23 protein-coding genes are annotated in these 23,965 nt (G+C 65.3%); 5 read left to right on the top strand and 18 right to left on the bottom strand.

Features of this window, described 5'->3' with window-relative positions:
* Positions 1 to 16: 16 nt before the first annotated feature.
* The 7 genes from AC4PRM_RS06985 to AC4PRM_RS06955 all read right to left on the bottom strand — a co-directional run bounded on the left by AC4PRM_RS06985 (position 17) and on the right by AC4PRM_RS06955 (position 4,036).
* Entirely contained in the window at positions 17 to 274 is a 258-nt protein-coding gene (locus tag AC4PRM_RS06985) for a hypothetical protein (RefSeq protein WP_292174513.1), read from the bottom strand.
* Positions 275 to 472: 198 nt separating this feature from the next.
* Complete coding sequence (locus tag AC4PRM_RS06980) at positions 473 to 685, bottom strand: cold-shock protein (protein ID WP_292174515.1); 213 nt, start codon at positions 683 to 685, stop codon at positions 473 to 475.
* Positions 686 to 907: 222 nt separating this feature from the next.
* Entirely contained in the window at positions 908 to 1,510 is a 603-nt protein-coding gene (locus tag AC4PRM_RS06975) for a fasciclin domain-containing protein (protein WP_492039295.1), read from the bottom strand.
* 218 nt (positions 1,511 to 1,728) lie between these two features.
* Positions 1,729 to 1,941, bottom strand: coding sequence for a cold-shock protein (locus AC4PRM_RS06970; protein ID WP_055828888.1), 213 nt, complete (start codon positions 1,939 to 1,941; stop codon positions 1,729 to 1,731).
* A 150-nt stretch (positions 1,942 to 2,091) separates the two neighbouring features.
* Complete coding sequence (locus tag AC4PRM_RS06965; protein WP_373257839.1) at positions 2,092 to 2,316, bottom strand: hypothetical protein; 225 nt, start codon at positions 2,314 to 2,316, stop codon at positions 2,092 to 2,094.
* Positions 2,317 to 2,353: 37 nt separating this feature from the next.
* Positions 2,354 to 3,070, bottom strand: coding sequence for a TorF family putative porin (locus AC4PRM_RS06960; protein ID WP_492039294.1), 717 nt, complete (start codon positions 3,068 to 3,070; stop codon positions 2,354 to 2,356).
* Positions 3,071 to 3,103: 33 nt separating this feature from the next.
* On the bottom strand, positions 3,104 to 4,036 hold the full coding sequence (locus tag AC4PRM_RS06955; protein WP_492039293.1) for an NAD(P)H-dependent flavin oxidoreductase: 933 nt from the start codon (positions 4,034 to 4,036) through the stop codon (positions 3,104 to 3,106).
* Between the two features lie 211 nt (positions 4,037 to 4,247).
* On the opposite strand from AC4PRM_RS06955, the gene queF reads away from it, so the two are divergent.
* On the top strand, positions 4,248 to 4,709 hold the full coding sequence (gene queF / locus AC4PRM_RS06950) for a preQ(1) synthase (protein ID WP_487922654.1): 462 nt from the start codon (positions 4,248 to 4,250) through the stop codon (positions 4,707 to 4,709).
* 13 nt (positions 4,710 to 4,722) lie between these two features.
* Here queF and AC4PRM_RS06945 read toward each other — a convergent pair whose 3' ends face one another.
* The gene (locus AC4PRM_RS06945) at positions 4,723 to 5,208 is read right to left on the bottom strand and encodes a DUF3429 domain-containing protein (RefSeq protein ID WP_492039292.1); all 486 of its coding nucleotides are present in this window, start codon (positions 5,206 to 5,208) and stop codon (positions 4,723 to 4,725) included.
* Positions 5,209 to 5,341: 133 nt separating this feature from the next.
* Between AC4PRM_RS06945 and AC4PRM_RS06940 the strand changes: the two genes are divergently transcribed.
* A complete protein-coding gene (locus AC4PRM_RS06940; RefSeq protein WP_492039291.1) occupies positions 5,342 to 6,208 on the top strand; it encodes a DUF817 domain-containing protein in 867 nt (288 codons plus the stop codon).
* Between the two features lie 8 nt (positions 6,209 to 6,216).
* Here AC4PRM_RS06940 and AC4PRM_RS06935 read toward each other — a convergent pair whose 3' ends face one another.
* The 5 genes from AC4PRM_RS06935 to AC4PRM_RS06915 form a co-directional block, all read right to left on the bottom strand.
* A complete protein-coding gene (locus AC4PRM_RS06935) occupies positions 6,217 to 8,370 on the bottom strand; it encodes an amylo-alpha-1,6-glucosidase (protein WP_492039290.1) in 2,154 nt (717 codons plus the stop codon).
* Positions 8,371 to 8,469: 99 nt separating this feature from the next.
* Positions 8,470 to 9,582 (bottom strand): glycosyltransferase family 4 protein, encoded by a 1,113-nt coding sequence (locus AC4PRM_RS06930; RefSeq protein ID WP_492039289.1) that lies wholly within the window; start codon positions 9,580 to 9,582, stop codon positions 8,470 to 8,472.
* Between the two features lie 132 nt (positions 9,583 to 9,714).
* Positions 9,715 to 10,794, bottom strand: a complete 1,080-nt coding sequence (locus tag AC4PRM_RS06925) for a site-specific DNA-methyltransferase (RefSeq protein ID WP_373257827.1) — start codon at positions 10,792 to 10,794, stop codon at positions 9,715 to 9,717.
* 59 nt (positions 10,795 to 10,853) lie between these two features.
* Positions 10,854 to 11,753 carry a hypothetical protein gene (locus tag AC4PRM_RS06920; RefSeq protein WP_492039288.1) on the bottom strand — a complete coding sequence of 300 codons (900 nt, stop codon included), beginning with the start codon at positions 11,751 to 11,753 and terminating at the stop codon, positions 10,854 to 10,856.
* Positions 11,754 to 11,852: 99 nt separating this feature from the next.
* A complete protein-coding gene (locus AC4PRM_RS06915) occupies positions 11,853 to 12,509 on the bottom strand; it encodes an HAD family hydrolase (RefSeq protein ID WP_492039287.1) in 657 nt (218 codons plus the stop codon).
* 142 nt (positions 12,510 to 12,651) lie between these two features.
* On the opposite strand from AC4PRM_RS06915, the gene AC4PRM_RS06910 reads away from it, so the two are divergent.
* From AC4PRM_RS06910 to AC4PRM_RS06900, 3 genes are all read left to right on the top strand, one after another.
* A complete protein-coding gene (locus AC4PRM_RS06910) occupies positions 12,652 to 14,727 on the top strand; it encodes a catalase (RefSeq protein ID WP_492039286.1) in 2,076 nt (691 codons plus the stop codon).
* A 181-nt stretch (positions 14,728 to 14,908) separates the two neighbouring features.
* The gene (gene ppdK, locus AC4PRM_RS06905) at positions 14,909 to 17,599 is read left to right on the top strand and encodes a pyruvate, phosphate dikinase (protein WP_492039285.1); all 2,691 of its coding nucleotides are present in this window, start codon (positions 14,909 to 14,911) and stop codon (positions 17,597 to 17,599) included.
* 183 nt (positions 17,600 to 17,782) lie between these two features.
* Positions 17,783 to 18,310 (top strand): porin family protein, encoded by a 528-nt coding sequence (locus tag AC4PRM_RS06900; RefSeq protein ID WP_492039284.1) that lies wholly within the window; start codon positions 17,783 to 17,785, stop codon positions 18,308 to 18,310.
* 77 nt (positions 18,311 to 18,387) lie between these two features.
* Here AC4PRM_RS06900 and AC4PRM_RS06895 read toward each other — a convergent pair whose 3' ends face one another.
* The 5 genes from AC4PRM_RS06895 to AC4PRM_RS06875 form a co-directional block, all read right to left on the bottom strand.
* Positions 18,388 to 18,651: a hypothetical protein gene (locus AC4PRM_RS06895; RefSeq protein ID WP_292173794.1), complete on the bottom strand. Its 264-nt coding sequence runs from the start codon at positions 18,649 to 18,651 to the stop codon at positions 18,388 to 18,390.
* Between the two features lie 129 nt (positions 18,652 to 18,780).
* Positions 18,781 to 19,875, bottom strand: coding sequence for a redox-regulated ATPase YchF (gene ychF, locus AC4PRM_RS06890; RefSeq protein ID WP_492039283.1), 1,095 nt, complete (start codon positions 19,873 to 19,875; stop codon positions 18,781 to 18,783).
* 79 nt (positions 19,876 to 19,954) lie between these two features.
* Positions 19,955 to 20,413 (bottom strand): copper chaperone PCu(A)C, encoded by a 459-nt coding sequence (locus tag AC4PRM_RS06885; protein ID WP_373257817.1) that lies wholly within the window; start codon positions 20,411 to 20,413, stop codon positions 19,955 to 19,957.
* Between the two features lie 14 nt (positions 20,414 to 20,427).
* Entirely contained in the window at positions 20,428 to 21,783 is a 1,356-nt protein-coding gene (locus tag AC4PRM_RS06880) for a PepSY-associated TM helix domain-containing protein (RefSeq protein WP_492039282.1), read from the bottom strand.
* 54 nt (positions 21,784 to 21,837) lie between these two features.
* Positions 21,838 to 23,943 carry a TonB-dependent receptor family protein gene (locus AC4PRM_RS06875; RefSeq protein WP_492039281.1) on the bottom strand — a complete coding sequence of 702 codons (2,106 nt, stop codon included), beginning with the start codon at positions 23,941 to 23,943 and terminating at the stop codon, positions 21,838 to 21,840.
* Positions 23,944 to 23,965: the final 22 nt, after the last annotated feature.

Below are 23,965 nucleotides of genomic sequence, written 5' to 3'. Positions count from 1 at the left end.
GCGCTCTCTCCCAAGGTCAGGCGACCTTGGACGGCAGGGCGGTCTGGTGTCCGGACGCGGGCACGACCTTCTTCTTGGCGGGTGCGCGCTTCTTGGGGGCGGCGGCGGGCAAGCCGGCGCGGCGCACAACCTCGTCGTCGATCAGCGGGATGATGTCGGCAGCGGTTGTCGCCTGAACAGGCGAGCCGTGACCGACCATGCGGGCGGCATTGGCGCGCAGGGCCTTCAGGTCGGCGTCGCTCATTGTCGGCAGTTTTTCGGCCAGGGGGGTCATGGCGTGATCCTTCTTTGAAGGGCGCTATCGCTCGCCTCGCAGAGGCTCGCTACCTGAGCGCCAGATATGGGCATCCTCGCTAGGCATTCCGGTTCGTCGGGGGGCCGTGGCGCGGAGCTAAATGCAAACGGGCCGGTCCCCTTGCAGAGGCCGGCCCGTCCGCCAGCCAGGATGAGCCTGGCTAAAGGGTATCGAAAACTATTCGGCGGCCTTCAGGCGACCGGCAGATTCCTTGCCCGAACGCGAGTCGCGCTCGATTTCGTAGGAAACCTTCTGGTTTTCGTTGAGCGAACCGAGGTCCGAAACTTCAACAGCCGAAGCGTGAACGAAAACGTCCTTGCCGCCGTCGTCAGGCTGGATGAAGCCGTAGCCCTTGGTGGAGTTATACCATTTTACAGTGCCGGTAGCCATTTTGAGACCTCCGTTAGGCGTTGACCGCCGGAAGAGGTTCCGGGTCGGCCTGTCGGGTCTGGATGGGATCGGCTTTGGACCTCGGTGCGCGATGCAAAGGGGCAGCAGCGTTTCGCAAGTGAGATCGACGAGTACACAGGTGGGCCCTTTCCCCCGGAATAGCAAGGTGCTTGTCCAAAAGGGATGACGGGGTGCCCTTTGGAGCACCCCGCCGAAACGCTCTTAGTTGGGCATGGAGACGGTGTCGGTGACGTGGATGACGCCATTCGACTGGAAGACATCGGCCTGCGTGACGGTCGCCACGCCGCCCATTTCATCGGTCAGGATGACCGAACCATTGCGGACCGAGGCGGTCAGCGTGCCGCCCTCGACCGTGGTCAGGCGAGCCTGGCCACCGCCTGCGCGGATCTGTGCCGTCAGGTCAGCGGCGCTGACCCGGCCGGGTACCACATGATAGGTCAGGATCTTGGTCAGGGTCGCGCGGTTGGCAGGCTGGACCAGGGTGTCGACCGTACCGGCAGGCAGTTTGGCAAAGGCGGCGTTGGTCGGGGCAAAGACCGTGAACGGACCCGGCCCTGACAGGGTCGGTGCCAGGCCTGCGGCGGTCACGGCGGCGACCAGGGTCGTGTGATCGGCCGAATTGACGGCGTTCTCGACGATATTGCGGGTCGGATACATGGCGGCACCGCCGACCATGACGGTGCCTTGAGCTTCTGCGCCGGAGGACATGGAGTCCATGCTGTCCATCGAGCCACAGGCGGCAGTGGTCAGAGCGCCAGCGGCGAGGGCGGCAACGAGGGCGAGGCGTGTGGGATTGAAGGTCATCGGGGTCTCTCCTGAACAGGCCGTCTGTGCGGCTGCGCGGGAGAGACGAAGGCTGGCCCGCAGAAGATGCGCCAAAACCGCGATATGCGACCTCTGGCCACGGGGCGGAACCGGGCGTGAAATTCGGTGTTTCGACCCCCAAACAAAAACGGCGGCGAAGGCTGAAAGCCCTCGCCGCCGTCTGAAATCACGCGTCGATCAGATCAACGCGAAGGGGTTCAGCCCTCGGTCTTCAGTTGACCAGCCGATTCCTTGCCCGAACGTTTGTCGCGCTCGATTTCGTAGGAAACCTTCTGGTTTTCGTCCAGGCCGCGCAGGCCGGCCTGTTCAACGGCCGAGATGTGCACGAACACGTCCTTGCCGCCGTCGTCAGGCTGGATGAAGCCGTAGCCCTTGGTGGAGTTGAACCATTTCACGGTGCCGGTAGCCATAATAGACCTCCTTTTGGCGTTGGCCGCAGGGAACATCCCTGGAGGCCTGTCGGGTCTGTATGGGAGCGGCTGGACCTCGGTGCGAAAGCAGAGGGTGGCGTTACGCAGTAAGATCGACGTTCACGATCATGACGGGTCCGCGTGGCGAAATCAAGCCGGAGCTTCGTCCGGGGTCTCTTCCTCAGGCGCGGCGATGTAGTGTTCCTGGCACAGCTTGCGCAGGGCCGAGGTCAGTGTGGGGCCGTAGAGCGAGTCCTGGATGCGCTCGTAGCCTTCGGCGGAAAGGGCCTGTTTGATCTCGCTTACGGTGCGGCAACTGCCGCTGCGCGCCAGGTCATAGGCGCGTTCGAGGGTGGTCTGACGAAGATTGCTCATGTGACCAATATAGGGCCGCCGACGCTGATTGCGACCCTTAGAAGGCCGCTGATATCCCGAACACCAGACCGTCCTTGTATTGCTCGCCCGGCTCGTTGGCGTCCGTGGCGTGCCAGCGCAGGTCTGCCTCCAGGGTCTGGGTCAGGGCATAGGTGAAGCCCGCGTTCCAGCCGGTGTAGTCGATGCTGTTGTCCTGCTCGCGTCGACCGATGGCGGTCGAGCCGGACAGTTTGTCGGTGAAGTCCCAGCTGACGCGCGCTTCGTACCAGGTCCAGGCCTCGGTCGAGCCGGTGCCGTCCGGCGAGTGTTGCAGGCGCACGCGCGCGCCCGCCGGACCGATGGAGCGCGAGACGTCGGCCGTGAACTCCCACGCATCATCGTCAGCCCCCTGATCGGCGTCGATCTGCCATTTGTGGGTGGCGTTCAGATCCAGGTCGAAACCGGCGAACTGAGGCCGGATGCCGACGCCGATGTCGGTTTCCAGGTTCGAGCCGGTCGAGCTGTCGATCGTCTCGAAAGCCGGGCCGGCGTAGAAGAACCCGTCCGAGGTTTCCCAGACGGCTTCGCCCCAGACGAAGGGGTTGCCGTCGGACTTGGAGGCGTCCTTCGAGCGGTTGTCGGTCGCGGCGCCAAAGGCAAAGCTCCAGGGGTCCGAACCATAGTTGGCCAGGACGTCCTGCGGTTCGGCATCCTGGGCCAGGGCCGGTGCGGCGACGGCTGCTATAAGGACGGCGGCGAGGGCGGAACGGATCATGAGGCACCAGACGCAAAAAGAGGCGTCGGGTTCCTAGATGAAAGCGGTCGCTTTGGCGAATTGTGCCGTGGCCTGATGAAATTCCGATGTTAGGCGAGCCACCAGCTCACCCGCTGGAACGACGTCGTGAACCGAGCCGGAGCCTTGTCCAGCCGACCAGACGGTCTTCCAGGCGCGGGCTTCCTCGCCCATGTCCAACTTGTGCTCGGGCAGGGTCTTGGGGTCGATGCCGTTGTCCAGCAGCGACTTGGTCATGAAGTTGGCCGGAATGCCCGAGACCGCAGGTGTATAGGTGATGTCGGTCGCGCCGCTGTCGATCACCATCTGCTTGTACTCGGCCTGGGCAGAGGACTCCGTCGTGGAGATGAAGCGGGTGCCCATATAGGCGAAGTCGGCCCCCAGCATCAGCGCGCCCGCCACGTCCTGACCCGTCGACAGACAGCCGGACAGCAGGATGGTGCCGTCGAAGAACTCGCGCACCTCGTTGCTCAGGGCGAACGGATTGACCACCCCGGCATGCCCGCCCGCGCCATTGGCGACCAGAATCAGTCCGTCGACCCCGGCCTCGGCAGCCTTTCGCGCATGACGCACATTGGCGATGTCGTGAAAGACCACGCCGCCATAGCCGTGCACCGCCTCGACCACGTCGCGCACGGCTCCCAGCGAGGTGATGATCAGCGGCACCTTCTCCTCGACCGACACCATCATGTCGGCCATCAGGCGCGGATTGGTCGGGTGGACGATGTGGTTGACGCCGTAGGCGGCGGCATCGGGCGTCAGGCGCCCTTTGATCTCGTGCAACCATTCCCGATAGCCCTCGGTCGTGCGCTGGTTCAGCGACGGAAAGGTCCCGATAGCCCCGGCATTGCAGGTCTCGACCACCAGATCCGGCCCGGAGACCAGGAACATGGGTGCCGCGATCACCGGCAGCTTCAGACCCTTTTGCAGTGACGCCGGAATGGCCATGACGTTTCCCCTGGTTTTCTTTGACTACGGATAGCGGGCTGTCGCGGGGTAAGGCAAATGCGAAAAAGAGAGTCCACTCAGTCCACTCAGTCCACCTGGGCCGTCCTCCACGTCGGCGAGGAGGTTTCTACCGTAGGCCGGCGTCAATCGCGGACGCATCGCTGATGACGCGCAGGCGTGACGGGCGGACGCGATGGCGGTAGGACGGGGAATGACCACAGACACCTCTTCCCTGTCCCAGCTCGGCCAGATGATCGCCGCCCCGGCCAGCCCGGAAACCGCCGTGCTGGAGCGGGTGCCCAATCCGCATCCGGACACCCTGTATCTGGCGCGGTTCACGGTGCCGGAATTCACCAGCCTGTGTCCCGTCACGGCCCAGCCGGACTTTGCCCATATCGTCATCGACTATGCGCCTGGCGACTGGCTGGTGGAGTCGAAGAGCCTGAAGCTGTACCTGACCAGCTTCCGCAACCACGGGGCCTTCCACGAGGATTGCACCGTCGCCATCGGCAAGCGGCTGGCCGACCTGCTACAGCCGACCTGGCTGCGCATCGGCGGCTACTGGTACCCGCGCGGTGGCATTCCCATCGACGTCTTTTGGCAGACAGGCCCGGCTCCAGAGGGTCTATGGCTGCCCGACCAGGGCGTGCCGACCTATCGCGGGCGGGGGTAGGAACGGCCGCGCGTCAGCCGGTCAAAGTCGTTGCAAAGCCAGCGGCCAGGGTCAGCCCGCCAAGTCCCAGAGAAAGCGGAACTCTGAGCGATAGCCATCGCGTGGGTGTCAGCCCTGCACGAGACAGGGTGATATCGACGACGATACTGGAAGCGAGCGCAATGCCCAATACGATCAGCGACGGACCAGGCCAGTCGCCACCGACTGCCCAGGGCCAGGCGCAGGCCAAGGCGATCAGCGACGGCAGGATGCTGACACTCCATATCCAGCGGGGCGCTTGGGCAGGCGACCGCGCCGCTAGTCCCCACCAGACCCCGCCCAGAAAGCTGTAGATCAGCGCCGCATAGGCAAAGGCCATGCTCAACGCCGCAAACCGCCACTCCGGTCCGCCGGACATGATCAGAACCAAGGCGGCGACTTGTGGCACTAGGCCCGCATAGCCGAGGCCTACAGCCAGTCTGGGTAGCGCAGACGTGGTCGGGTGTTCAGGATGTGACATGGTGTTTCCCGATGCGCGGCGGCGACGCGGGAGTGGCCGCGTCATTGTGCATCTTGGCCCAGGCCGGGCGGACTGCACACGTTTTTCATCCCTTGGCTATCGCAGCACCCACGCATCGGCCTAGCTTCGGCCGATGACTGCTTCCCGCCGCCTTCCGCTCGAATCCCGGGGCCGCCTCTGGCTGGAGCGCGCCAAGGCGCGGGCCGACCGGGCTGCGTGGAGTCGCTACGGTTTCGAGTTCCTGATGTTCGGCTTCAAACAGGCCTGGGCCTGTCTGTTCGGCGGGCTGATGCTGGTCATGATCGTGGGCACCTTTCTGCTGTGGCCGGACCAGGCCGCGATCAGCCGGTATGACTTTCTGGTCGTCGGTGCGCTGGCCATTCAGGCGGGGATGCTGATCTTCAAGCTGGAAAGCTGGGAGGAGGCGCGGGTCATCTTCCTGTTCCACATCGCCGGCACGATCATGGAGCTGTTCAAGACGTATCACGGCTCCTGGGTCTATCCGGAGGACAGCGTGCTGCGCATCGGAATGGTGCCGCTGTTCTCGGGCTTCATGTATGCGGCGGTGGGCAGCTATATCGCGCGGGTGCAGCGGATCTTTCACATTCGGGTGCGGCGCTATCCGCCGATGTGGTCGACTTGGGTGCTGGCGGCGGCGATCTACATCAACTTCTTCGCCCATCACTGGCTGCCGGATGTGCGGATCGCCCTGTTTATCGCCACCGCGCTGCTATTCGGACCGGGCTGGTTCTATTTCACGGCCGACCGGGAACGGCGGAGGATGCCTTTGCTGCTGGGCTATTTCCTGGTCGCCCTGTTCATCTGGTTCGCCGAGAACCTGGCCACCTTCGGTCGCGCCTGGGCCTATCCAGGTCAGGAGGCGGGCTGGGAGATGGTGGGGCTGGAGAAGCTGGGCAGCTGGTTCCTGCTGATGATCATCTCCATCGTGCTGGTGTCGATCGTGCATAGGCCAGAGCCGGAACCCGACCCCCAAGTCTGAGAGCAGGCTCAGCAGATCGTCCGAACCGCCACTTCACCTGAGCGGCGCCGGGGCACCACCACAGTGTGCAGACCCGTCTGCTGGAACGACAGGTCCAGGGTGGCCTCGCCGACTTTCAGGTCCGTGACGTTCAGCCGTTCGATCCCGACGGGCAGGACCGGATTGTCGATCTCCACCGTGCCCGCCACGGCGTCGATCCGCACGCCCAGCGCCGATTGCAGCATCAGAAACACCGATCCGGCGGCCCAGGCCTGGGGCAGGCAGGCGACCGGATAGGCGATGGGTGCCTCGCCCGACCTGCGCTCGAAGCCGCAGAACAGTTCGGGCAGGCGCAGGTTGAAACTGGCGGCCGCCTCATAGATTTCGCTGAGCAGCAGGGCCACCGCCCGTCGCTCGCCATATCTGGCCATGCCGGCCGCCGCCATCGCCGTGTCGTGCGGCCAGACCGAGCCGTTGTGATAGCTCAGAGGATTGAACCGCGCCTGTCCCCTCGCCAGCGTCCGCACGCCCCAGCCGGATCGGAAGTCGGCACCCAGCATGCGCTTCGCCACCCTCAGCGCCCGCTCGTGCGACGGCAGGCCGGTGAACAGCAGATGCCCGGCATTGGAGCCGATGGACCGCACGGCCTCACCGTCGCCGTCCAGGGCGATGGCATAGAAGCCCTGATCCTCCATCCAGAACCGGTCTTCTACCTGGGTGCGGACCCGCTCGGCCCGGTCGGACCATTGCTGTGGGTCCGGCTCGCCCAGCGCCTGGGCCAGTTCGGCCATCGCCTGCCAGGCGGCAAAGGCATAGCCCTGGACCTCCAGCAGGGCGATCGGCCCCTTCGGGAACCGCCCGTCGGTGTGGAAGATAGAGTCTTCGCTGTCCTTCCAGCCCTGATTGGACAGGCCGGTGTCGGCCCCGCGCTGATAGCTGATCAGGCCGTCGCCGCGCACGTCGCCTTCCTTGGTCATCCAGCCTGTGGCCGCGATCAGGTTGGGCCACAGGCTGCGGATGGTCTCAAAATCCCCGGTCCGTTTCGCATAGGCCCCGGCCAGGGCGACGAACAGACAGGTGGTATCGACCCCGCCGTAATAGAGGCCGAACGGCACCTCCCCCAGCGCGCTCATCTCGCCGCCGCGTGTTTCATGCATGATCTTGCCGGGCGCACTGTCCTGAAACGCCGAGGTCTCGGTGGCCTGACGCCTGGCCAGATAGGTCAGGACGCCCTTGGCCAGGGACGGGTCCAGCCACAGCATCTGCCAGGCAGTGATGATGCCGTCGCGCCCGAACGGGGTCGAGAACCAGGGCACGCCCGCATAGGGATAGGGGCCGGTCGGCAGGTCGGTGGTCAGCAGGGCCACATCCGCCCGGCTCTGGTCCAGCCAATCGTTGAAGCGCGGGCTGCGCGGCCCCCGCACCGAGGCCCCGCGCCTGCGCCGACTGCGCATCGCCAGGCGTGCCTGGACAGCACTCAGTCTGAAGCGGGCTTCATCGGGGGCCTCGCAGGCGTCAGGACCGCATTCGATATAGAGGTCCTGAACCCGGCCCTTGGGCAGGCTGAACATGAACTCGGCGCGTCCGGCACTCAGGCGGGCGGGCGGCTCGGAGAAGGCCAGGCAGCTCATCCGCTCGACATCATCCAGACCGCGATAGCGGAAGGTCACCCGCCGCCCGTCCTGCGTCGGGGGCGACAGCGTCCCATGCTTCAGCCGGGGCGTCCCGCGAACCTGGAAGATGTCCGCGAAGTCGGCTCCGAACTCATAGGCCAGCGGCAGGAGCACATCCTCCATGCCGTGATTGGAGATACGCACCCGCTCGAACAGCCGCCGGTCCCAGACGAAGCGCCGCCGCTCGATATGCAGCACCCCTGCCGGGGCCGATCGCCCGCCCATCGGGGGCAGGGGCCGGTTGGTCGAATGACAGGTGAAGAAGACATTGTCCTGGCTGACGCCCGAGCTCAGCCGAGACGGCCGCGCCCCGCCGACCGTCATGACCAGCCGCGACAGCAGGCGGGTGTCGTTGTCGAACAGGCCGTCGGCCCCGCCCGCCATGTCGCCCCAGCCGTCGGTCACCAGAAAGGTGTCGGCATCCTTCAACGCCATCAGCCGCTCCAGGCTGTCGGCCTCGCCGGTGCCGCTTTCGGCGGCGGCCAGTTGGGTCGAATAGGCGTCATCCATGAAGGCTCTCTCGCGTCTCGTCTCAGGTTCGGACCATCATAGGCCCGAATGCGCGAGGAAAATGGCCCGCAGCGGGATTTGATCCGTTTCGGCTCAGGCCTAGTTGGCCGCAAAGCTGCGCGGCTCGGCCAAGGGCCGGATCTGCACCGCACCTTCCGCCAGCGGCAAGCCCGCAAACGGCCGCCTCGCCAGCAGGTCGCCATAGACGTCCAGATACCGCCGCGCCATCGCCGTGGACGAAAAGCGCAGGTCGAACCGTGCCCGGATCGCCTCGCGGTCCAGCAGATGCGCCCGGCCCGCCGCCGCCACAGCCTGCTCCAGCGTATCGACCAGGAAGCCCGTCTCGCCGTCCTCGATCACCTCTGCGGTCGAACCACAGCGGAAGGCCACCACGGGCGTCCCGCAAGCCATGGCTTCGATCATCACCAGGCCGAACGGCTCGGGCCAGTCGATGGGGAACAGCAGGGCGTCGGCACCGCCCAGGAAGGCGGACTTCTGATGGTCGCCAATCTCGCCGATGAATTCGATCAGGGGATTGCCCTCGACCATCGGCTTGATGACCGTCTCCCAATAGACCTTGTCCGCCGCATCCACCTTGGCCGCCATCTTCAGCGGCTTGTTCAGGGCGGTGGCAATCTGGATGGCGCGGTCCGGGCGCTTCTCGGGCGAGATGCGGCCCAGGAAGGCCAGATAACCCTGCGACGTGGACGAGGCCTGATAGACGTCGCCCGGCATGCCGTGATGCACCGTCGCCTTCCAGTTGGCGAAGGGCAGGGGACGACGCTGGTCATCCGAGATCGACACCAGGCCAAACTGCGGCCAGCGTTCGTACACCCCGCCGATGTCCTTCATGTCCAGCCGCCCGTGCAGGGTGGTCAGGGTCTTGTCTGCCAGCGCCTCGAACATCGGGAACTGGATCATGTCGGTGTGGAAATGGATGACGTCAAACTCGTCCGCCCGCTTCAGCACTTCGTGCAGCATGACCATGTGCGAGGCCAGGTCGGACTTGAGCGGTGCGGGGTCCAGGCGGATGGCCTGATCGCGGACGGGCACCAGACGCGCGCGCGTCTCGGCATCGGCACTGGCGAACAGGGTGACGTCGTGGCCCAGATCGACCAGGGCATCCGTCAGATGCGCCACCACCCGTTCGGTCCCGCCATACAGCCTCGGCGGCACGGCTTCGTACAGCGGGGTGACCTGGGCGATCTTCATGGCGATGGGCTCCGGGCGTCATTCGTCCGGACGCCGGATCATCTAACCGTCTCGCAGGTGCGAAGTTCCCGGAACACCGCTTTTTATTCTTTTGTCCCGGTAACTTAGCCGTAATCCAATGTCGGGAACCCGTCATTGCATCCCGGCGCGGACCTCGGCTCTCAGGGTGTCGATGGACCTAAGTCCCTGATCCGTCTTGAAACGCCAGTAGGTCCAGCCGTTGCAGGCTGGGGCATTCTCGAACAGGGCCCCCAGCTTGTGGATGGACCCCGACAGATCGCCGGACACCAGCGAGCCGTCGGCCCGCACCCGCGCCTCGCGGTCGCCCTTGGGGCAATACAGCCGGTCGCCCGGTTGCAGCAGTCCCGCCTCGACCAGCGCCCCGAACGGCACCTTGGGCTCATTGCGCTTGGAGCCGGTGACGACCAGATCCTCGGGCCGGGCCGGAATGACGGCGGCGATCCGCTTTTCGGCCACGTCGGCATAGGTCGGATCGCGCTCGATGCCGATGAAATGCCGCCCCAGCCGCTTGGCCGCCGCACCCGTGGTGCCCGTACCGAAGAAGGGGTCCAGAACCACGTCGCCGGGGCGGGTCGCGGCCAGCAGCACGCGATGCAGCAGCCCTTCGGGTTTCTGGGTCGGATGGGCCTTCTTGCCGTCGGCGTCCTTGATCCGCTCCTCGCCCGTGCACAGGGCAAAGGTCCAGTCGGACCGCATCTGGGTGTCCTCGTTGAAGGCCTTCAGCGCATCATAGTTAAAGGTGTAGCGCTTCTGCTCGCGGCTGCGCGCCGCCCAGATCAGGGTCTCGTGCGCATTGGTGAAGCGCGTGCCCTTGAAGTTCGGCATGGGGTTGGACTTGCGCCAGATGATGTCGTTCAGGACCCAGAACCCCAGGTCCTGGATCGCCGTGCCAAGGCGGAAGACGTTGTGGTAGCTGCCGATCACCCAGATCGACCCCTCCGGCTTCAGCACCCGGCGGCATTCCTTCAGCCAGTCGCGCGTGAAGGCGTCATAGGCCGCGAAACTGTCGAACTTGTCCCAGTCGTCATCGACCGCATCGACCAGGCTGTTGTCCGGCCTCAGCAGATCGCCGCCCAGCTGCAGATTATAGGGCGGGTCGGCGAACACCATGTCGACCGACGCCGTGGGCAGCGACCGCAACACCTCGATACAGTCCCCACGATGGACGATGTCGGTCTTCAGTTCGGACATGGAAACGCGGCCCCGGATAATGAGAGCCCGGATGGTGAATCCTTACGGTTAAGGCCGAGTTAGTTTGCCTTGGGTTCCTGCACCTGCGTCTGCGATTCCGGCTTTGATGTCGCGACGGGCATGTTCGGTGCCAGTATCTGCATCTCGCCGTAGTTCGACTGCCCTTGCTCGGCATTGGTAATGAATTCCAGCTCGGCCAATGCAATCGCATTGCCCGGTTCCGCCTCAAGAGAAGCCTCGTAAGCTGCTCGCGCCTCATGCAGCCTACCTAGTTCAACCAGCGTATAACCCAGACGGCGCTGAAGCAGCGCAGGATCTGCTTTTAGCAGTGGGTCATCTGTGGCAAGCGCATTTTTTACCAATAGGTAGGCCTCTTCCCATCGCCGCTCGGCGTGCAGAACGACCAGTTTTTCATTGAGCAGATGCCTATCAAGAGGTTGAAGCGCCAAGCCTGCATCAAGGACAGCGTGAGCGGTCGCGAAATCGCGCCTTTCCACGGCCGCGCTGGCTAATAGAAAAGCGATGTTGGGGTACACATTGGGGCGCGCAACGACCTTAACCTCGCCTCCGCCTCGCTCACTCTGAACTTCACCAATTCTTTGAGCCAGCGTCATGATTTCATCGCGGGTGTCAGCCCGGATAGACCAGCCACCGGCAACTTCTTGAACGGTCGGATACGTGCCTGGCGCGTGGCTGAAGGCTTCAGTCAACGCTGGTACGTGCCGCTGCAGTGCCGCAAAGCCGCCTCCCGAATTCACCTCTTCCAGCGCGGCTCGGTACGCGCTTTCATGAGACGCTTCCTCGGCAAACGGCCCTTCTGATTGGACGGCGACGTTAACACGGACTTGCGGTGGTTCCTGTTGCGAGAGCAACAACGCTGACGCAGCCGAGGCTGTGGCTGGCGCGACAATCTGGGCCGCAAGCGCCAAGGCGAGCCACAATCGGACTGCAAATGCCATGATGCCGTATCCCCTCTTTAAAGCTGGGCTATCGTTCACTGGAAGGCGGCAGCACGCAACGATTTGAGCGCCCCACACAGTGTTTTTGGTCATTGGAAGCTAGTCGATAAGGACGGCCACTTCGTCATAGGACCAGGCGATCCGATGCGCGCCAGCCTTTGTCAGCGCTTCGGCATGACCGTCCCGCACATGGCCCCCGGCGCACAGACCGATCACATGCATTCCCGCCGCCACGCCGGCCTGCACGCCCGAGGGACTGTCCTCGATCACCACGGTCCTGTCGGGGCGAGCCCTCATCGCCTCGGCCGCATGCAGGAAGATGTCCGGATGCGGCTTGCCGCGCGACACATGCACAGCGGCGCTGAATATCGGACCCATCCGGTCGGCCAGCCCGAAACGGGCCAGCCCCAGGGCGATCCAGTCCGGCGGGCTGGACGAGGCGATGCAGCGCGCCTGCTGGCGTCCTTCCACAAACGTCATCAACCCGTCGACCGGGGTCAGCCGGGTCGAGGCCCGCTCATGGCAGAGCCGCGTCCAGTCCACGACGACCTCGTCAGGGCAGTCTCGTCCCAACTCCGCCTCGATCAAGGGTCGGAAATCCAGCCAGCGTCGCCCCATATAGCGCGCGATGGCGTCGTCGGTGGTGGTGGGCAGACCGATTGCTGTCAGCACCTCGGCCAGGGCGGTGCTGTTCAGCAGTTCGCTGTCGGCCACCACGCCGTCGTAGTCGAAGATGATCAGGTCGGGCTGCCGCATGGCCTGATCTGCCCTGCCTTAGCGTGTTTGAACAGTCTGGGCTCCGCCGGAACCCGACATATAAATTAAGCTACGGCCAAGCTGGGGCTTTGTCGGCTCGGGGGTGTTTCCCTGACACATTCTCTCCAGTCAGGATATCCCCATGGCCGCTTCCAAAACGCGCTCGCCCGGCAACGGCGGCGAGACCCATCAGACCGCATCCACGCCCGAGACCCGCCTGACCACCAATCACGGCGTGCCGGTCAGCGACAACCAGAACTCGCTCAAGGTCGGGCCGCGCGGTCCGTCGCTGCTGGAAGACTTCGTCCTGCGCGAGAAAATCCAGCATTTCGACCATGAGCGTATTCCCGAGCGGATCGTCCACGCGCGAGGCTCGGCCGCGCACGGCGTCTTCGAGCTGACCGAGAGCCTCGAGAAATACACCACCGCGAAAATCCTGACGGAGGTCGGCAAGCAGACCGAACTGTTCACCCGCTTCTCGACCGTGGCCGGTGGTGCCGGGTCCGTCGACACGCCGCGCGACGTGCGCGGTTTCGCCGTCAAGATGTACACGACCGAGGGCAACTGGGACCTGGTGGGCAACAACATCCCGGTCTTCTTCATCCAGGACGCGATCAAGTTCCCCGACCTGATCCATGCCGTGAAGATGGAGGCCGACCGCGGCTATCCCCAGGCGGCCAGTGCCCATGACACCTTCTGGGACTTCATCGGCCTGATGCCTGAAAGCACCCACATGATCATGTGGGCCATGTCGGACCGGGCCATTCCGCGATCCCTGCGCATGATCGAGGGCTTTGGCGTCAACACCTTCCGCCTGATCAATGCGGCGGGAGAGGCGACCTTCGTCAAATTCCACTGGCGGCCCCGATTGGGCACGCAATCGACCTGCTGGGACGAGGCGGTGAAGATCGCAGGGGCCGATCCCGACTTCCACCGTCGCGATCTGTTCGAGGCCATCGACGCCGGCGACTTCCCCGAGTGGGATTTCGGCGTCCAGCTGCTGAGCCAGGCCGAGGCCGACGCCCTGCCGTTCGACATCCTCGACGCGACCAAGCTGATTCCCGAGGAGCTCCACCCGATCCGCGTGGTCGGCAAGATGACCCTCAACCGCAACCCCGACAACTTCTTTGCTGAAACCGAACAGGTCGCCTTCCTGCCCACCAACATCGTGCCCGGTATCGATTTCTCCGAGGACCCGCTGTTGCAGGGGCGACTGTTTTCCTATCAGGACACCCAGCTGTCGCGTCTGGGCACGGTCAACTTCCACCAACTGCCGATCAATCAGGCCAGGGGCTGCCCGTTCCAGAACCTGCAGCGTGACGGCCAGATGCAGATGGCCGTGCCCAAGGGCCGCGCCAACTATGAGCCCAACAGCCTTGCGGAGGCGGGCGAGGAGGGCGGTCCGCGCGAAGATCCGAAGGGCGGCTTCCGGTCCTTCGCCGCGCCGGTGGAAGACGCCAAGGTCCGCCTGCGCGCCGAGACCTTCGCCGACCACTACAGCCAGGCCCGGCTGTTCTTCCGCAGCCAGACCGCGCCGGAACAGGCTCACCTGGCCAGCGCCATCGTGTTCGAACTGTCCAAGCTCAGCCTCGACCATGTCCGCGACCGCGTCCTTGGCAATCTCCAGAATGTCGATGCCGACCTGGCCCAGCGCGTCGCCGACGGTCTGGGCGTCGACCTGCCCGCGGCGTCGGAGCCCGCCAGCAAGCCCTATGACATGGACGAAAGCCCCGCCCTGCGCATCGTCGGCAAATATCCTGACACCCTGAAGGGCCGCGCCGTCGGCATCCTGGTCAGCGACGGCGCGGACGGCACGGTCATCGACGCCGTCAAGGCCGCCGCCGAAGGGGCAGGAGCCACCGTCAAGATCGTCGCGCCCAAGATCGGCGGCGTGAAGCTGAAGGGCGGCAAGCGCCTGAAGGCCGACGGCCAGCTGGCCGGAACGCCATCGGTCATGTTCGACGCCGTGGCGATCGTTCTGTCCGAGGCCGGATGCGCCGAACTGCTGAAGGAATGTGCCGCCATCGACTTCGCCAAGGACGCCTTCGGCCACCTCAAGGCCATCGGCTTCACGCCGGACGCTCAGCCCTTGCTGGACAAAGCCGGGGTCGAGGCGGACGCGGGCGTGATCGACGTCTCCACCGATGCCAAGCCCTGGCTGAAGCCCGCCGCCACCCGCCAGTGGGACCGCGAACCCAAGGTGCGCATGCTGGCCTGATGCAGACCGGGCGCGGGACCAATCCCGCGTCCGGGCCAACCTTTGCGACCCGTGCGAAACCTCTTCTCACGGTTTGTTACAGCGCGGCCCTCGCCTTCGCGGGCGCTGCGCGGTAATCGGAGCGGCACGGACGCGGATGGTTGAGTCCATCCTGCGCGACCACGGCTTCAGGGACTGACTGATGACTCAATGGGTGTACGGCTTCGGTGGCGGATCCGCCGACGGCGATGCGTCGATGAAGAACCTTCTCGGCGGCAAGGGGGCCAATCTGGCCGAGATGTCCTCGCTGGGTCTGCCCGTGCCGCCCGGCTTCACCGTCACGACCGAGGCCTGCGTCCACTACTTCACCAACGGCCAGGCCTATCCCGCCGACCTGACCGAACAGGTCGCCGCCGGCCTGAAGACGGTCGAAGGCATCGTCGGCAAGACGTTCGGCGATGCGGCCAACCCCCTGCTGGTCTCCGTCCGCTCGGGTGCCCGCGCCTCCATGCCCGGCATGATGGACACCGTCCTGAACCTGGGCCTGAACGACCAGACGGTCGAAGGGCTGGCGAGCCTGTCCGGTGACCGCCGCTTCGCCCTGGACAGCTACCGCCGCTTCATCACCATGTACTCCAATGTGGTGCTGGGCCTCAGCCACGACGATTTCGAAGAGGTGCTGGATCACCACAAGGATCGTCTGGGCATCACCATCGATACCGACCTGCGCGCCCAGGACTGGGAAAAGGTCGTGGCCGACTACAAGGATGTGGTCGAGCGTCACCTGGGCCGCCCCTTCCCGCAGGACCCGCACGACCAGTTGTGGGGCGCGATCGGCGCGGTCTTCGACAGCTGGATGAACGACCGGGCGAAATTCTATCGCCGCATGCACGACATCCCCGAAAGCTGGGGCACGGCCGTCAACATCCAGTCGATGGTCTTCGGCAACATGGGCCAGACCTCGGCCACCGGCGTGGCCTTCACCCGCAACCCTTCGACCGGCGAGGCGCGCCTGTACGGCGAGTTCCTGATCAATGCCCAGGGCGAGGACGTCGTCGCCGGCATTCGCACGCCGCAATCCCTGACCAAGGCGGGCCGCGAGGAGATGGGCGAGACGGCCCCCTCAATGGAAGAGGCCATGCCCGAGGTCTTCGGCCAGTTCGTCGATGTGGTCGGACGGCTGGAGACCCACTACCGCGACATGCAGGACATCGAGTTCACGGTCGAACAGGGCCGCCTGTGGATGCTCCAGACCCGCAACGGCAAGCGCACGGCCAAGTCGGCGCTGAAGATCGCCGTCGATCTGGCCGCCGAGGGTGTGATCTCTCAGGACGAGGCGGTCAGCCGCGTCGAACCCGCCGCCCTGGACCAGTTGCTGCATCCCACGCTCGACCCCAATGCCACCCGCAACGTCCTGGCCTCGGGCCTGCCGGCCTCTCCCGGTGCCGCGACCGGCAAGATCGTCTTCGACGCCGATGAGGCCGAGCGCCTGGCCCAACTGGGCGACGCCGTCATCCTGGTGCGCGAGGAGACCAGCCCTGAAGACATCCACGGCATGCATGCCGCCCGCGGCATCGTCACGGCACGCGGCGGCATGACTAGCCACGCGGCCGTGGTCGCCCGCGGCATGGGCCGCCCCTGCGTCTGCGGCATCAACGCCTTGTCGATCGACGAGAAGGCCGGGACCTTCACCGCCCACGGCCGCACTTTCAAGGCGGGCCAGATCATCACCATTGACGGCTCCAAGGGCGAGGTCCTCGAGGGGGCCGTGGCCATGATCGAGCCGGAGCTGACCGGTGACTTCCAGACCCTGATGGCCTGGGCCGACAGCGTTCGCAGGCTGAAGGTCCGCGCCAATGCCGAGACGCCGCTGGACGCCCGCACCGCGCGTGGCTTCGGCGCCGAGGGCATCGGTCTGTGCAGGACGGAGCACATGTTCTTCGACGAGGCCCGTATCGCCGCCGTGCGCGAAATGATCCTGGCCGACGACGAGCAGGGGCGCCGCGCGGCCCTGGCCAAGATTGCGCCGTTCCAGAAGTCGGACTTTGTGGAGCTGTTCACCATCATGGCCGGCCTGCCGGTGACGGTGCGCCTGCTGGACCCGCCGCTGCACGAGTTCATTCCCCACAGTGACGCCGACATCGACGCCCTGGCCGCCAGTTCCGGCCTCGACGCCGCCAAGTTGAAGCGCCGGGCGAAGGAACTGCACGAGACCAACCCCATGCTGGGCCATCGCGGCTGCCGCCTAGGCGTCGCCTATCCAGAAATCTACGAGATGCAGGTCCGCGCCATCATCGAGGCGGCGCTGGAGGTTCAGGCCACGTCCGGCCAGGCTCCTCTGCCGGAGATCATGCACCCGCTGGTCGCCCTGGGCCTGGAGATGAAATATCTGCGCGAGCTGACGGACCGTACGGCTCAGGCCGTCTTCGCCGAAACCGGTCAGTCCATCGCCTATCTGGTCGGCACCATGATCGAGCTGCCTCGCGCGGCCCTGCGGGCCGGGGATCTGGCCGAGCATGCCGAGTTCTTCAGCTTCGGCACCAACGACCTGACCCAGACCACGTTCGGTATCAGCCGCGACGATTCAGGCCGCTTCCTTCAGGCCTATATGGACAAGGGCATCTTCGAGACTGACCCCTTCGTCCGCCTGGACCAGGAAGGCGTCGGCGACCTGATCCGCATCGCTGCCGAGCGGGGCGGGGCCGTGCGACCCGACATCAAGATGGGCATCTGCGGCGAACACGGCGGCGATCCCTCGTCGATTGCCTTCTGCGAAGAGGTGGGCCTGAACTATGTGAGCTGCTCGCCCTATCGTGTGCCCATCGCCCGGCTGGCCGCCGCCCAGGCGGCCCTGCATGCGCGCGCAGGCACGGAGCGCGAAAAGGATCGCTGATCGGCGCTGAGGCGCTGCCACAAAACTGTCATGGTTGAAGTAACGCGGTCTGTGTTTCGTGACACACAGTCCTTGTTATGTATTCACTTGCCTCTGGAACGCCGCTTTCGGCTGCCCATTTGTGTCTTCGCTGGATGGGGCTGGTTGCCGATCGGTGACCACATCTAGAGGATACAAGAAACAATGCGTAACATTCTTCTCGCCACCGCCGCCCTTACTGTGATCGCGGCCCCCGCTATGGCGCAGAGTATTCCGAACCCGCAATGGCAGGGTTCGATCGGCTACACTCAACTGGACGGAAGCGACGGTGACCTGGGTGCCATCACTGGCCGCGTCGGCGCCAAGTTCAATCGCTACATCGGAGCCGAGGGCGAAGCCTCGTTCGGCGTCCGTGACGACGACTTCACCGTCGCCGGCGTCGAGGGCAAGCTGGAGCACGAGTATGACGCCGCCATCTATGGCGTCGGTACCCTGCCCATCAACGACAACTTCGAACTGTTCGGCCGCGTCGGCTACGGCACCACCAGCATCAAGGCCGAGATCCCGGGCGTCACCGCCACCAATGACGGCGAGAGCGTCAACTATGGTGCCGGGGCCAACTACTTCTTCGACGGCCAGAACGGCGTCCGGGGCGACTGGACGCGCCGCGACTTCCGCGATGACGGTGGCGAAGTCGACACCTATGGCGTCAGCTACATCCGCCGCTTCTAGGATCTAGCGTCTGCCGGAATTGACGAGGCCCGCGATTTCGATCGCGGGCCTTTGTCGTAGTCGGAAAGATCAGAAGCTCAGGCGACGCCGGGTTGCAGGGCCCAGCGCATGGAGCCTTCACCGTAGGGCCGGAAGAACAGGTCGCGGTAACGCTCGAACACCTCGACGATCTTGTTGGCCAGATCCTGGGCCACCGTTTCGCCGCGCTGGCGTTTGATCGCGGCGACGCACTGGACCACGTCGCGCTGATGCGCGGAGCCGCCCATGCGTTTCAGCACGGCCGCGATGTCCTGGGCCAGAGGATCGACCTGGGTCGCCCATGGATTGGTGTTCTGAGTCATTCGGGCGCCCCCTGTTCTCGACACTTCGCTAACCGGTCGCAAATACGCGCGACAGATGCAAGCGTTACCGGCGAATTGTGATCAGGAAGTTGTCGATCGCGGTAAACAGCGCCACTTCGCAGAACAGCGTCAGTTGAACAGGAAGTTCATCACGTCGCCGTCCTTGACGACATAGCTCTTGCCCTCGGCCCGTAGCTTGCCGGCTTCACGCGCCCTGGCCTCGCCACGCAGGGCGACGAAGTCGTCATAGGCGATGGTCTCGGCGCGGATGAAGCCCTTCTCGAAGTCGGTGTGGATGACGCCGGCGGCCTGGGGTGCCGTGGCACCGATCGGGATGGTCCAGGCGCGGGCTTCCTTGGGACCGACCGTGAAATAGGACTGCAGACCCAGCAGGGCATAGGCCTCACGGATCAGCCGGTTCAGGCCCGGCTCGGCCAGGCCCAGGCTTTCCAGGAACTCGGCCTGTTCCTCAGCGTCCAGCACGGCCAGCTCGGAATCGATCTTGGCCGAGATGACGACCGAATTGGCATTGTCCTCGGCGGCGCGCTTGGCGACCAGGTCGGACAGTTCATTGCCCTTGTCGGCCGAGGCCTCATCGACGTTGGCGACATAGAGGGCGGGCAGGGAGGTCAGCAGCTGCAGCATGTGCCAGGCCTTCTCGTCCTCCTTGGACACCTCGACGACGCGGGCCGGCTTGCCGGCGCGGAGCGGCGTCAAGGCCATATTGATCAGGCGCAGGGTGGTCTGGGCCTCCTTGTCGCCGCCCTTGGCCTTCTTCTCGACGTTGACGACCCGCTTCTCCAGGCTTTCCAGGTCGGCCAGCATCAGTTCGGTCTCGATGATGTCCAGGTCAGAGATCGGGTCGATGCGGTTCTCGACATGGGTGATGTCGTCATCGACGAAGCAGCGTGCGACGAAAGCCACGGCGTCGCAGTCACGGATGTTGGCCAGGAACTGGTTGCCCAGACCCTCGCCCTTGGACGCGCCGCGCACCAGACCGGCGATGTCCACGAAGGTGATCCGTGACGGGATGATTTCCTTGGAGCCCGCGATCTCGGCCAGCACGTCCAGGCGGGGTTCGGGCACGGCCACGTCGCCGGTGTTCGGCTCGATGGTGCAGAACGGATAGTTGGCGGCCTGCGCCGCCGCCGTCTTGGTCAGGGCGTTGAACAGGGTGGACTTGCCGACGTTGGGCAGGCCGACGATCGCGACTTTCAGGGCCATGACGTTCCGATGGTTTGCAATGAGCGCGAGCCTTTAGACGGTTCGATCCCGTTTGTCAGGCTCGCGCGTGATTGCAGTGTCAGTGGCGGGTGTGTGTGGGCCCCGGCTGACCCACAACAGCGCGGACCCCCAGCGGAGCCGCCTTCTCGAACGTCAGCGTCAGGGAGACGGTGTCCCCCGTCGCCAGAGGGGTCTTCACCTGCATCAGCATGATGTGATTGCCGCCCGGCTTCAGACTGATCGCCTCGCCCGCAGGCAGGGCCAGGCCATCCGGCAGCTCGGCCATTTTCATGATGCCGCCCTCGGTCTTCATCTCGTGGATTTCAGCCACGCCAGCCGACGGTGAGGCGACGGAGATCAGACGGTCGGCCTGGCTGGCGGTCAGGGTCACGTAGCAGCCCGTGACGTCGCGTCCGTTGGGGGTGGGTCGGCACAGGGCGTCTGCGGCCTCCACGACCGCCAGGGTCGAGCTCTCGGGCTGGGCCGAACAGGCGGTCAGGGTGGCCGAGGCGGCGGCGAGGATCAGGAGACGTTTCATGATCTAGGGTCCTTTCAGGACGCGACCGGACGGGGCCGCACCAACCGCGCGACGAGGCGGTCGAGGGCCAGCGCAGCCAGCAGGCTGAGACCGGTCAAGGGATAGAGGAGGCAGAGGGGAATGACGATGCCCAGCACTGCGGCACGCGCCCGCAGGCCGCCGGGCGCGGGCGGTGCGCCCAGCGACAGGCCGCGTCTGGCCGGGCGACGCTTCCACCACATGATCAGGCCGCTGATCGCCAGCACCCAGACCGCGATACAGCCCAGCAGCATGATGATGCGATTGATCTGGCCATACTGGGTGCCTTGATGGGTGAAGATGCCCCATTCGAAGGCCTTGGCCCCCCAGCCATACTGTTCGTAGCGGATGTCGCCCCTCAGCGTCCCGGTCGTGCCGTCGATATAGAGTGTGCGGCTGTCCTGAACCCGCTCGTTCTGGCGGGCGACCGAAAAGGCGCGATCAGGCGACGCCGGGATGGAGACGGTATATGGGCGCGGCAACTGCATGGCCTCGGCCCGGTTGATCACCAGCGACAGGCGCGGCGGGGCCATCTGATGGTCGGTGGTGACGCCGGAATGCTCCAGCGCCCAGCCCGCGCCCTTGGGCTTGTCGTCATGCTCGGCATGGGCCCAGGATGAGGCGGCGGACGGAGCCTGGGGCCGACCCAGACCCGCCTCGTTCATGGCCTTCAGCACCTGACCGCCCCAGACGGACGACCAGGGCATGCCGGTCACCGCCAGGAACAGGATGATCCCGCCCGCATAGAGACCCGTCAGGGCGTGCAGGTCGCGCCAGAAGGGGCGGCGCTTCGGATCGGTGGCCTTCACCGTGGTGACGCCGACCGCCCGCTTGCGCGGCCACCACAGGAAAAGGCCCGTGGCGAACAGGATGATGGCCCAGCCCGCCACGACCTCGACCACCAGGTTCATGACCGGCCCGAACTGCTCCAGGCTGTGGATTCGCTTGATGGTCTCGGTCAGCCCGACATAGCCGGTGACGCCCTTCAGCTCTGCGCTGTAGGGATCGACAAAGGCGATGCGGCGGCTGTCGTCGGGCAGGCGCACCGTCATCTGCACCGCACGATCGGGTCTGTCCGGCACCAGCACATTGGTCACCTCGCCGCCTGTGCCGACCCGGGCGGCGGCGACCCAGCGGTCGGGAGACGCGGGCGTGCCCCGCGCCTCGACCGCCGCCATGGGCCGATAAACGGCGTCGTCGATCTCGGCCTTGAACAGATACAGCCCCCCGGTCAGGGCCATCAGCATCAGAAACGGCAGGACCAGAAACCCGGCATAGAAATGCCAGCGCCAGACCGCGCGGTAGTTCCCGGACAGGGCGGTGTTGGACATAGAATTATCAGGCACGCTCATGGCAATCTCTTTCGAAAGCGGGGGCGGTCCGTCTCCGGTCCGCCCCACAGGCCCCTAGTAGGTCAGACGCAGGCCGATGAAGGCCGAACGGCCTTCGCCCGGGAAGAAGACGGCTTGGGCGTCTCGTGGATCGCGCGGATTGGTCGGCGTGGGACTTGCATTTGGAACCGCCGTAAACTCCCCGACATACCGCTCATCCGTGAGATTGCGCAGGTCCGCATAAACCGTCACGCGATCACCGAGGTCGAACGACGCGTTCAGGCCCATCAAGGCATAACCCGGGGCCTTGAAGGTGTTCTCATAGTCGACCCACACATCCCTGGGTCGCCATTCGACGGACGGGGTCAGGCTGACGCCCGACGGATGTCGCCAGGTCAGTTCGGCGCGATACTGATGCTCCGGCACCACCGGCAGGGTGTTGTCGCCCCACCGTACATCGCCATCGAACCGGAAGTCCGAGAAGGCATAGGTCTGACGTAGCATCAGGCTGCCGTCGGCCAGCTGGAAGGGCAGGGTCCAGTCCAGGCCCGCCTCGATCCCCTGATGGATCGTCTTGTCGGCGTTGAACGTCGCCGCCGGGGCATTGACCAGGACGATGAAATTCAGGATCTCGCCCTCGATATCCGAGCGATAGGCCACGACGTCCCAGGCAAACGCGCCGCGACGACCTCGAGCGCCCACCTCGCCGGTCCAGGCGTCCTGAATGTCGATCGTGGTGAAGCCGGGCGAGGTGGCCTGAACCAGCGCTCCATAGGTCGGCGGCTCGACCGACCGGGTGATGTTGGCAAAGATCTGAAGACCCGTATCGTCCTGCCAGAGCAGACCCAGTCGCGGCGAGAACCAGTCGTAGTCCACACTGGCGTTGTTGATCGGGTTGAGGCGGTCGGCATAGTCGCGCGTCGCCTTGCCGTAGGAGCCGCCAGCGACCAGAGCGATCTGGTCGGTGACGAACAGGCGACCCTCGGCAAAGACGTCCAGCCCCGTGGCCTGCTGGACGCCGCTGGCCTGAACGGCCCCACGCTGGCCGGCGATATTCAGGAAGCGTTTGGCGTCGTTGTCACCGTCGCGATAGCTGAAGCCGTAGAAGGCGTCGGCCTTCATGCCGCCAAGTGAGCCTGTCCAGTCGATGCGGGCATAGGCTCCGGCGGTGTCGGTCTGATTGTCCACCACCTGAAAGATCGGGTGGAACAGGTCCTTGCTCCAGCCCCAGACGGCCCCTTCGAACAGGGTGCTGTCATCGAAGCGCCAGCGGCCCTGAAGCGTCAGGCGTTTCAGCGTCAGGTCGCGGGCATAGTCATTGGCGATGGTCACCGGTGTCGTGGCGCGCGGATTGGTCAGGGCGGCGTTCAGGCTGACGGCGGCGGGGATCGACTGCTGGATGTCGGCGGCCTGGGCGATCAGGCGGATTTCGCGGTCCTCGCCGAAGCTGCGGCCGACGCTGGCGGTGACGCGGCCCTGGCTCTGGTCGCTGTGCTGGCGATAGCCGTCGGCCTCCAGGGCGGTGACCCCGACGAAGGCATCCCAGTCGCCGCGTTCACCGGCCACCTGGGCATGCAGGCGGCGGAAGCCCCAGGAGCCGGCCTCGGCCTGAAGCATCAGGTCTTGCGTCGCTGTACGGCCGTTCGGCGTGACCAGATTGATCGCCCCGCCCAGCTGGGCCCCGCCGAAGCGCAGGGTGTTGGAGCCCTTGTAGACCTCGATGTAGCGGGCGCTCAGTGGGTCGATGCCCTGAAAATCGGAAAAGCCATCGGCATCCGCAAAGGGCACGCCGTCCTGGGCGAACAGAACGCCGCGCTGGTGAAAGCCCTGGGCGATGCCCGAGCCGCGGATGGAGAGGCGGCTTTCCTCGCCATAGCGCTTCTGGGCCAAGACACCTGGGACGTTGCGCAGGGTGTCGGAGAAACCCTGGGCGAAGCGGTTTTCATAGCTTTCTGACGACACCACCGACACCGCACCCGGCGTCCGCGACAGCAGGGCGCGGGCCTCGGCCACGACGGCGGGGTCTTCCGGATTGCGACGGCCGGTGACGATGACGCTGTCCAGCGTCGTGACGGGATCTTCGGTCGGAGGAGTAATGGGCTCGGCCAAAGCCAGCGACGGGCTGGCGACAAGGGCGGCGAGTAGCAGCGCGCGCGGCGCGGCTGTGGTCTTGAGAGACATGGATCGGTCCTGAATACAGAAG

Source organism: Brevundimonas sp. DW-iso22 (genome assembly GCF_058725425.1).
This window is presented reverse-complemented; position numbering and strand designations above follow the sequence as displayed.

Excerpts from the sequence above, each read along its gene's own strand:
- AC4PRM_RS06955 (WP_492039293.1), bottom strand. The coding sequence starts at position 4,036 with ATGGCCATTCCGGCGTCACTGCAAAAGGGTCTGAAGCTGCCGGTGATC.
- AC4PRM_RS06965 (WP_373257839.1), bottom strand. The coding sequence starts at position 2,316 with ATGAGCAATCTTCGTCAGACCACCCTCGAACGCGCCTATGACCTGGCG.
- AC4PRM_RS06920 (WP_492039288.1), bottom strand. The coding sequence starts at position 11,753 with ATGGCATTTGCAGTCCGATTGTGGCTCGCCTTGGCGCTTGCGGCCCAG.
- AC4PRM_RS06875 (WP_492039281.1), bottom strand. The coding sequence starts at position 23,943 with ATGTCTCTCAAGACCACAGCCGCGCCGCGCGCGCTGCTACTCGCCGCC.
- AC4PRM_RS06975 (WP_492039295.1), bottom strand. The coding sequence starts at position 1,510 with ATGACCTTCAATCCCACACGCCTCGCCCTCGTTGCCGCCCTCGCCGCT.
- AC4PRM_RS06915 (WP_492039287.1), bottom strand. The coding sequence starts at position 12,509 with ATGCGGCAGCCCGACCTGATCATCTTCGACTACGACGGCGTGGTGGCC.
- AC4PRM_RS06900 (WP_492039284.1), top strand. The coding sequence starts at position 17,783 with ATGCGTAACATTCTTCTCGCCACCGCCGCCCTTACTGTGATCGCGGCC.
- AC4PRM_RS06925 (WP_373257827.1), bottom strand. The coding sequence starts at position 10,794 with ATGTCCGAACTGAAGACCGACATCGTCCATCGTGGGGACTGTATCGAG.
- AC4PRM_RS06945 (WP_492039292.1), bottom strand. The coding sequence starts at position 5,208 with ATGTCACATCCTGAACACCCGACCACGTCTGCGCTACCCAGACTGGCT.
- AC4PRM_RS06885 (WP_373257817.1), bottom strand. The coding sequence starts at position 20,413 with ATGAAACGTCTCCTGATCCTCGCCGCCGCCTCGGCCACCCTGACCGCC.
- AC4PRM_RS06980 (WP_292174515.1), bottom strand. The coding sequence starts at position 685 with ATGGCTACCGGCACTGTAAAATGGTATAACTCCACCAAGGGCTACGGC.
- ychF (WP_492039283.1), bottom strand. The coding sequence starts at position 19,875 with ATGGCCCTGAAAGTCGCGATCGTCGGCCTGCCCAACGTCGGCAAGTCC.
- AC4PRM_RS06895 (WP_292173794.1), bottom strand. The coding sequence starts at position 18,651 with ATGACTCAGAACACCAATCCATGGGCGACCCAGGTCGATCCTCTGGCC.
- AC4PRM_RS06960 (WP_492039294.1), bottom strand. The coding sequence starts at position 3,070 with ATGATCCGTTCCGCCCTCGCCGCCGTCCTTATAGCAGCCGTCGCCGCA.
- ppdK (WP_492039285.1), top strand. The coding sequence starts at position 14,909 with ATGACTCAATGGGTGTACGGCTTCGGTGGCGGATCCGCCGACGGCGAT.
- queF (WP_487922654.1), top strand. The coding sequence starts at position 4,248 with ATGACCACAGACACCTCTTCCCTGTCCCAGCTCGGCCAGATGATCGCC.
- AC4PRM_RS06970 (WP_055828888.1), bottom strand. The coding sequence starts at position 1,941 with ATGGCTACCGGCACCGTGAAATGGTTCAACTCCACCAAGGGCTACGGC.
- AC4PRM_RS06935 (WP_492039290.1), bottom strand. The coding sequence starts at position 8,370 with ATGGATGACGCCTATTCGACCCAACTGGCCGCCGCCGAAAGCGGCACC.
- AC4PRM_RS06940 (WP_492039291.1), top strand. The coding sequence starts at position 5,342 with ATGACTGCTTCCCGCCGCCTTCCGCTCGAATCCCGGGGCCGCCTCTGG.
- AC4PRM_RS06880 (WP_492039282.1), bottom strand. The coding sequence starts at position 21,783 with ATGAGCGTGCCTGATAATTCTATGTCCAACACCGCCCTGTCCGGGAAC.
- AC4PRM_RS06930 (WP_492039289.1), bottom strand. The coding sequence starts at position 9,582 with ATGAAGATCGCCCAGGTCACCCCGCTGTACGAAGCCGTGCCGCCGAGG.
- AC4PRM_RS06985 (WP_292174513.1), bottom strand. The coding sequence starts at position 274 with ATGACCCCCCTGGCCGAAAAACTGCCGACAATGAGCGACGCCGACCTG.
- AC4PRM_RS06910 (WP_492039286.1), top strand. The coding sequence starts at position 12,652 with ATGGCCGCTTCCAAAACGCGCTCGCCCGGCAACGGCGGCGAGACCCAT.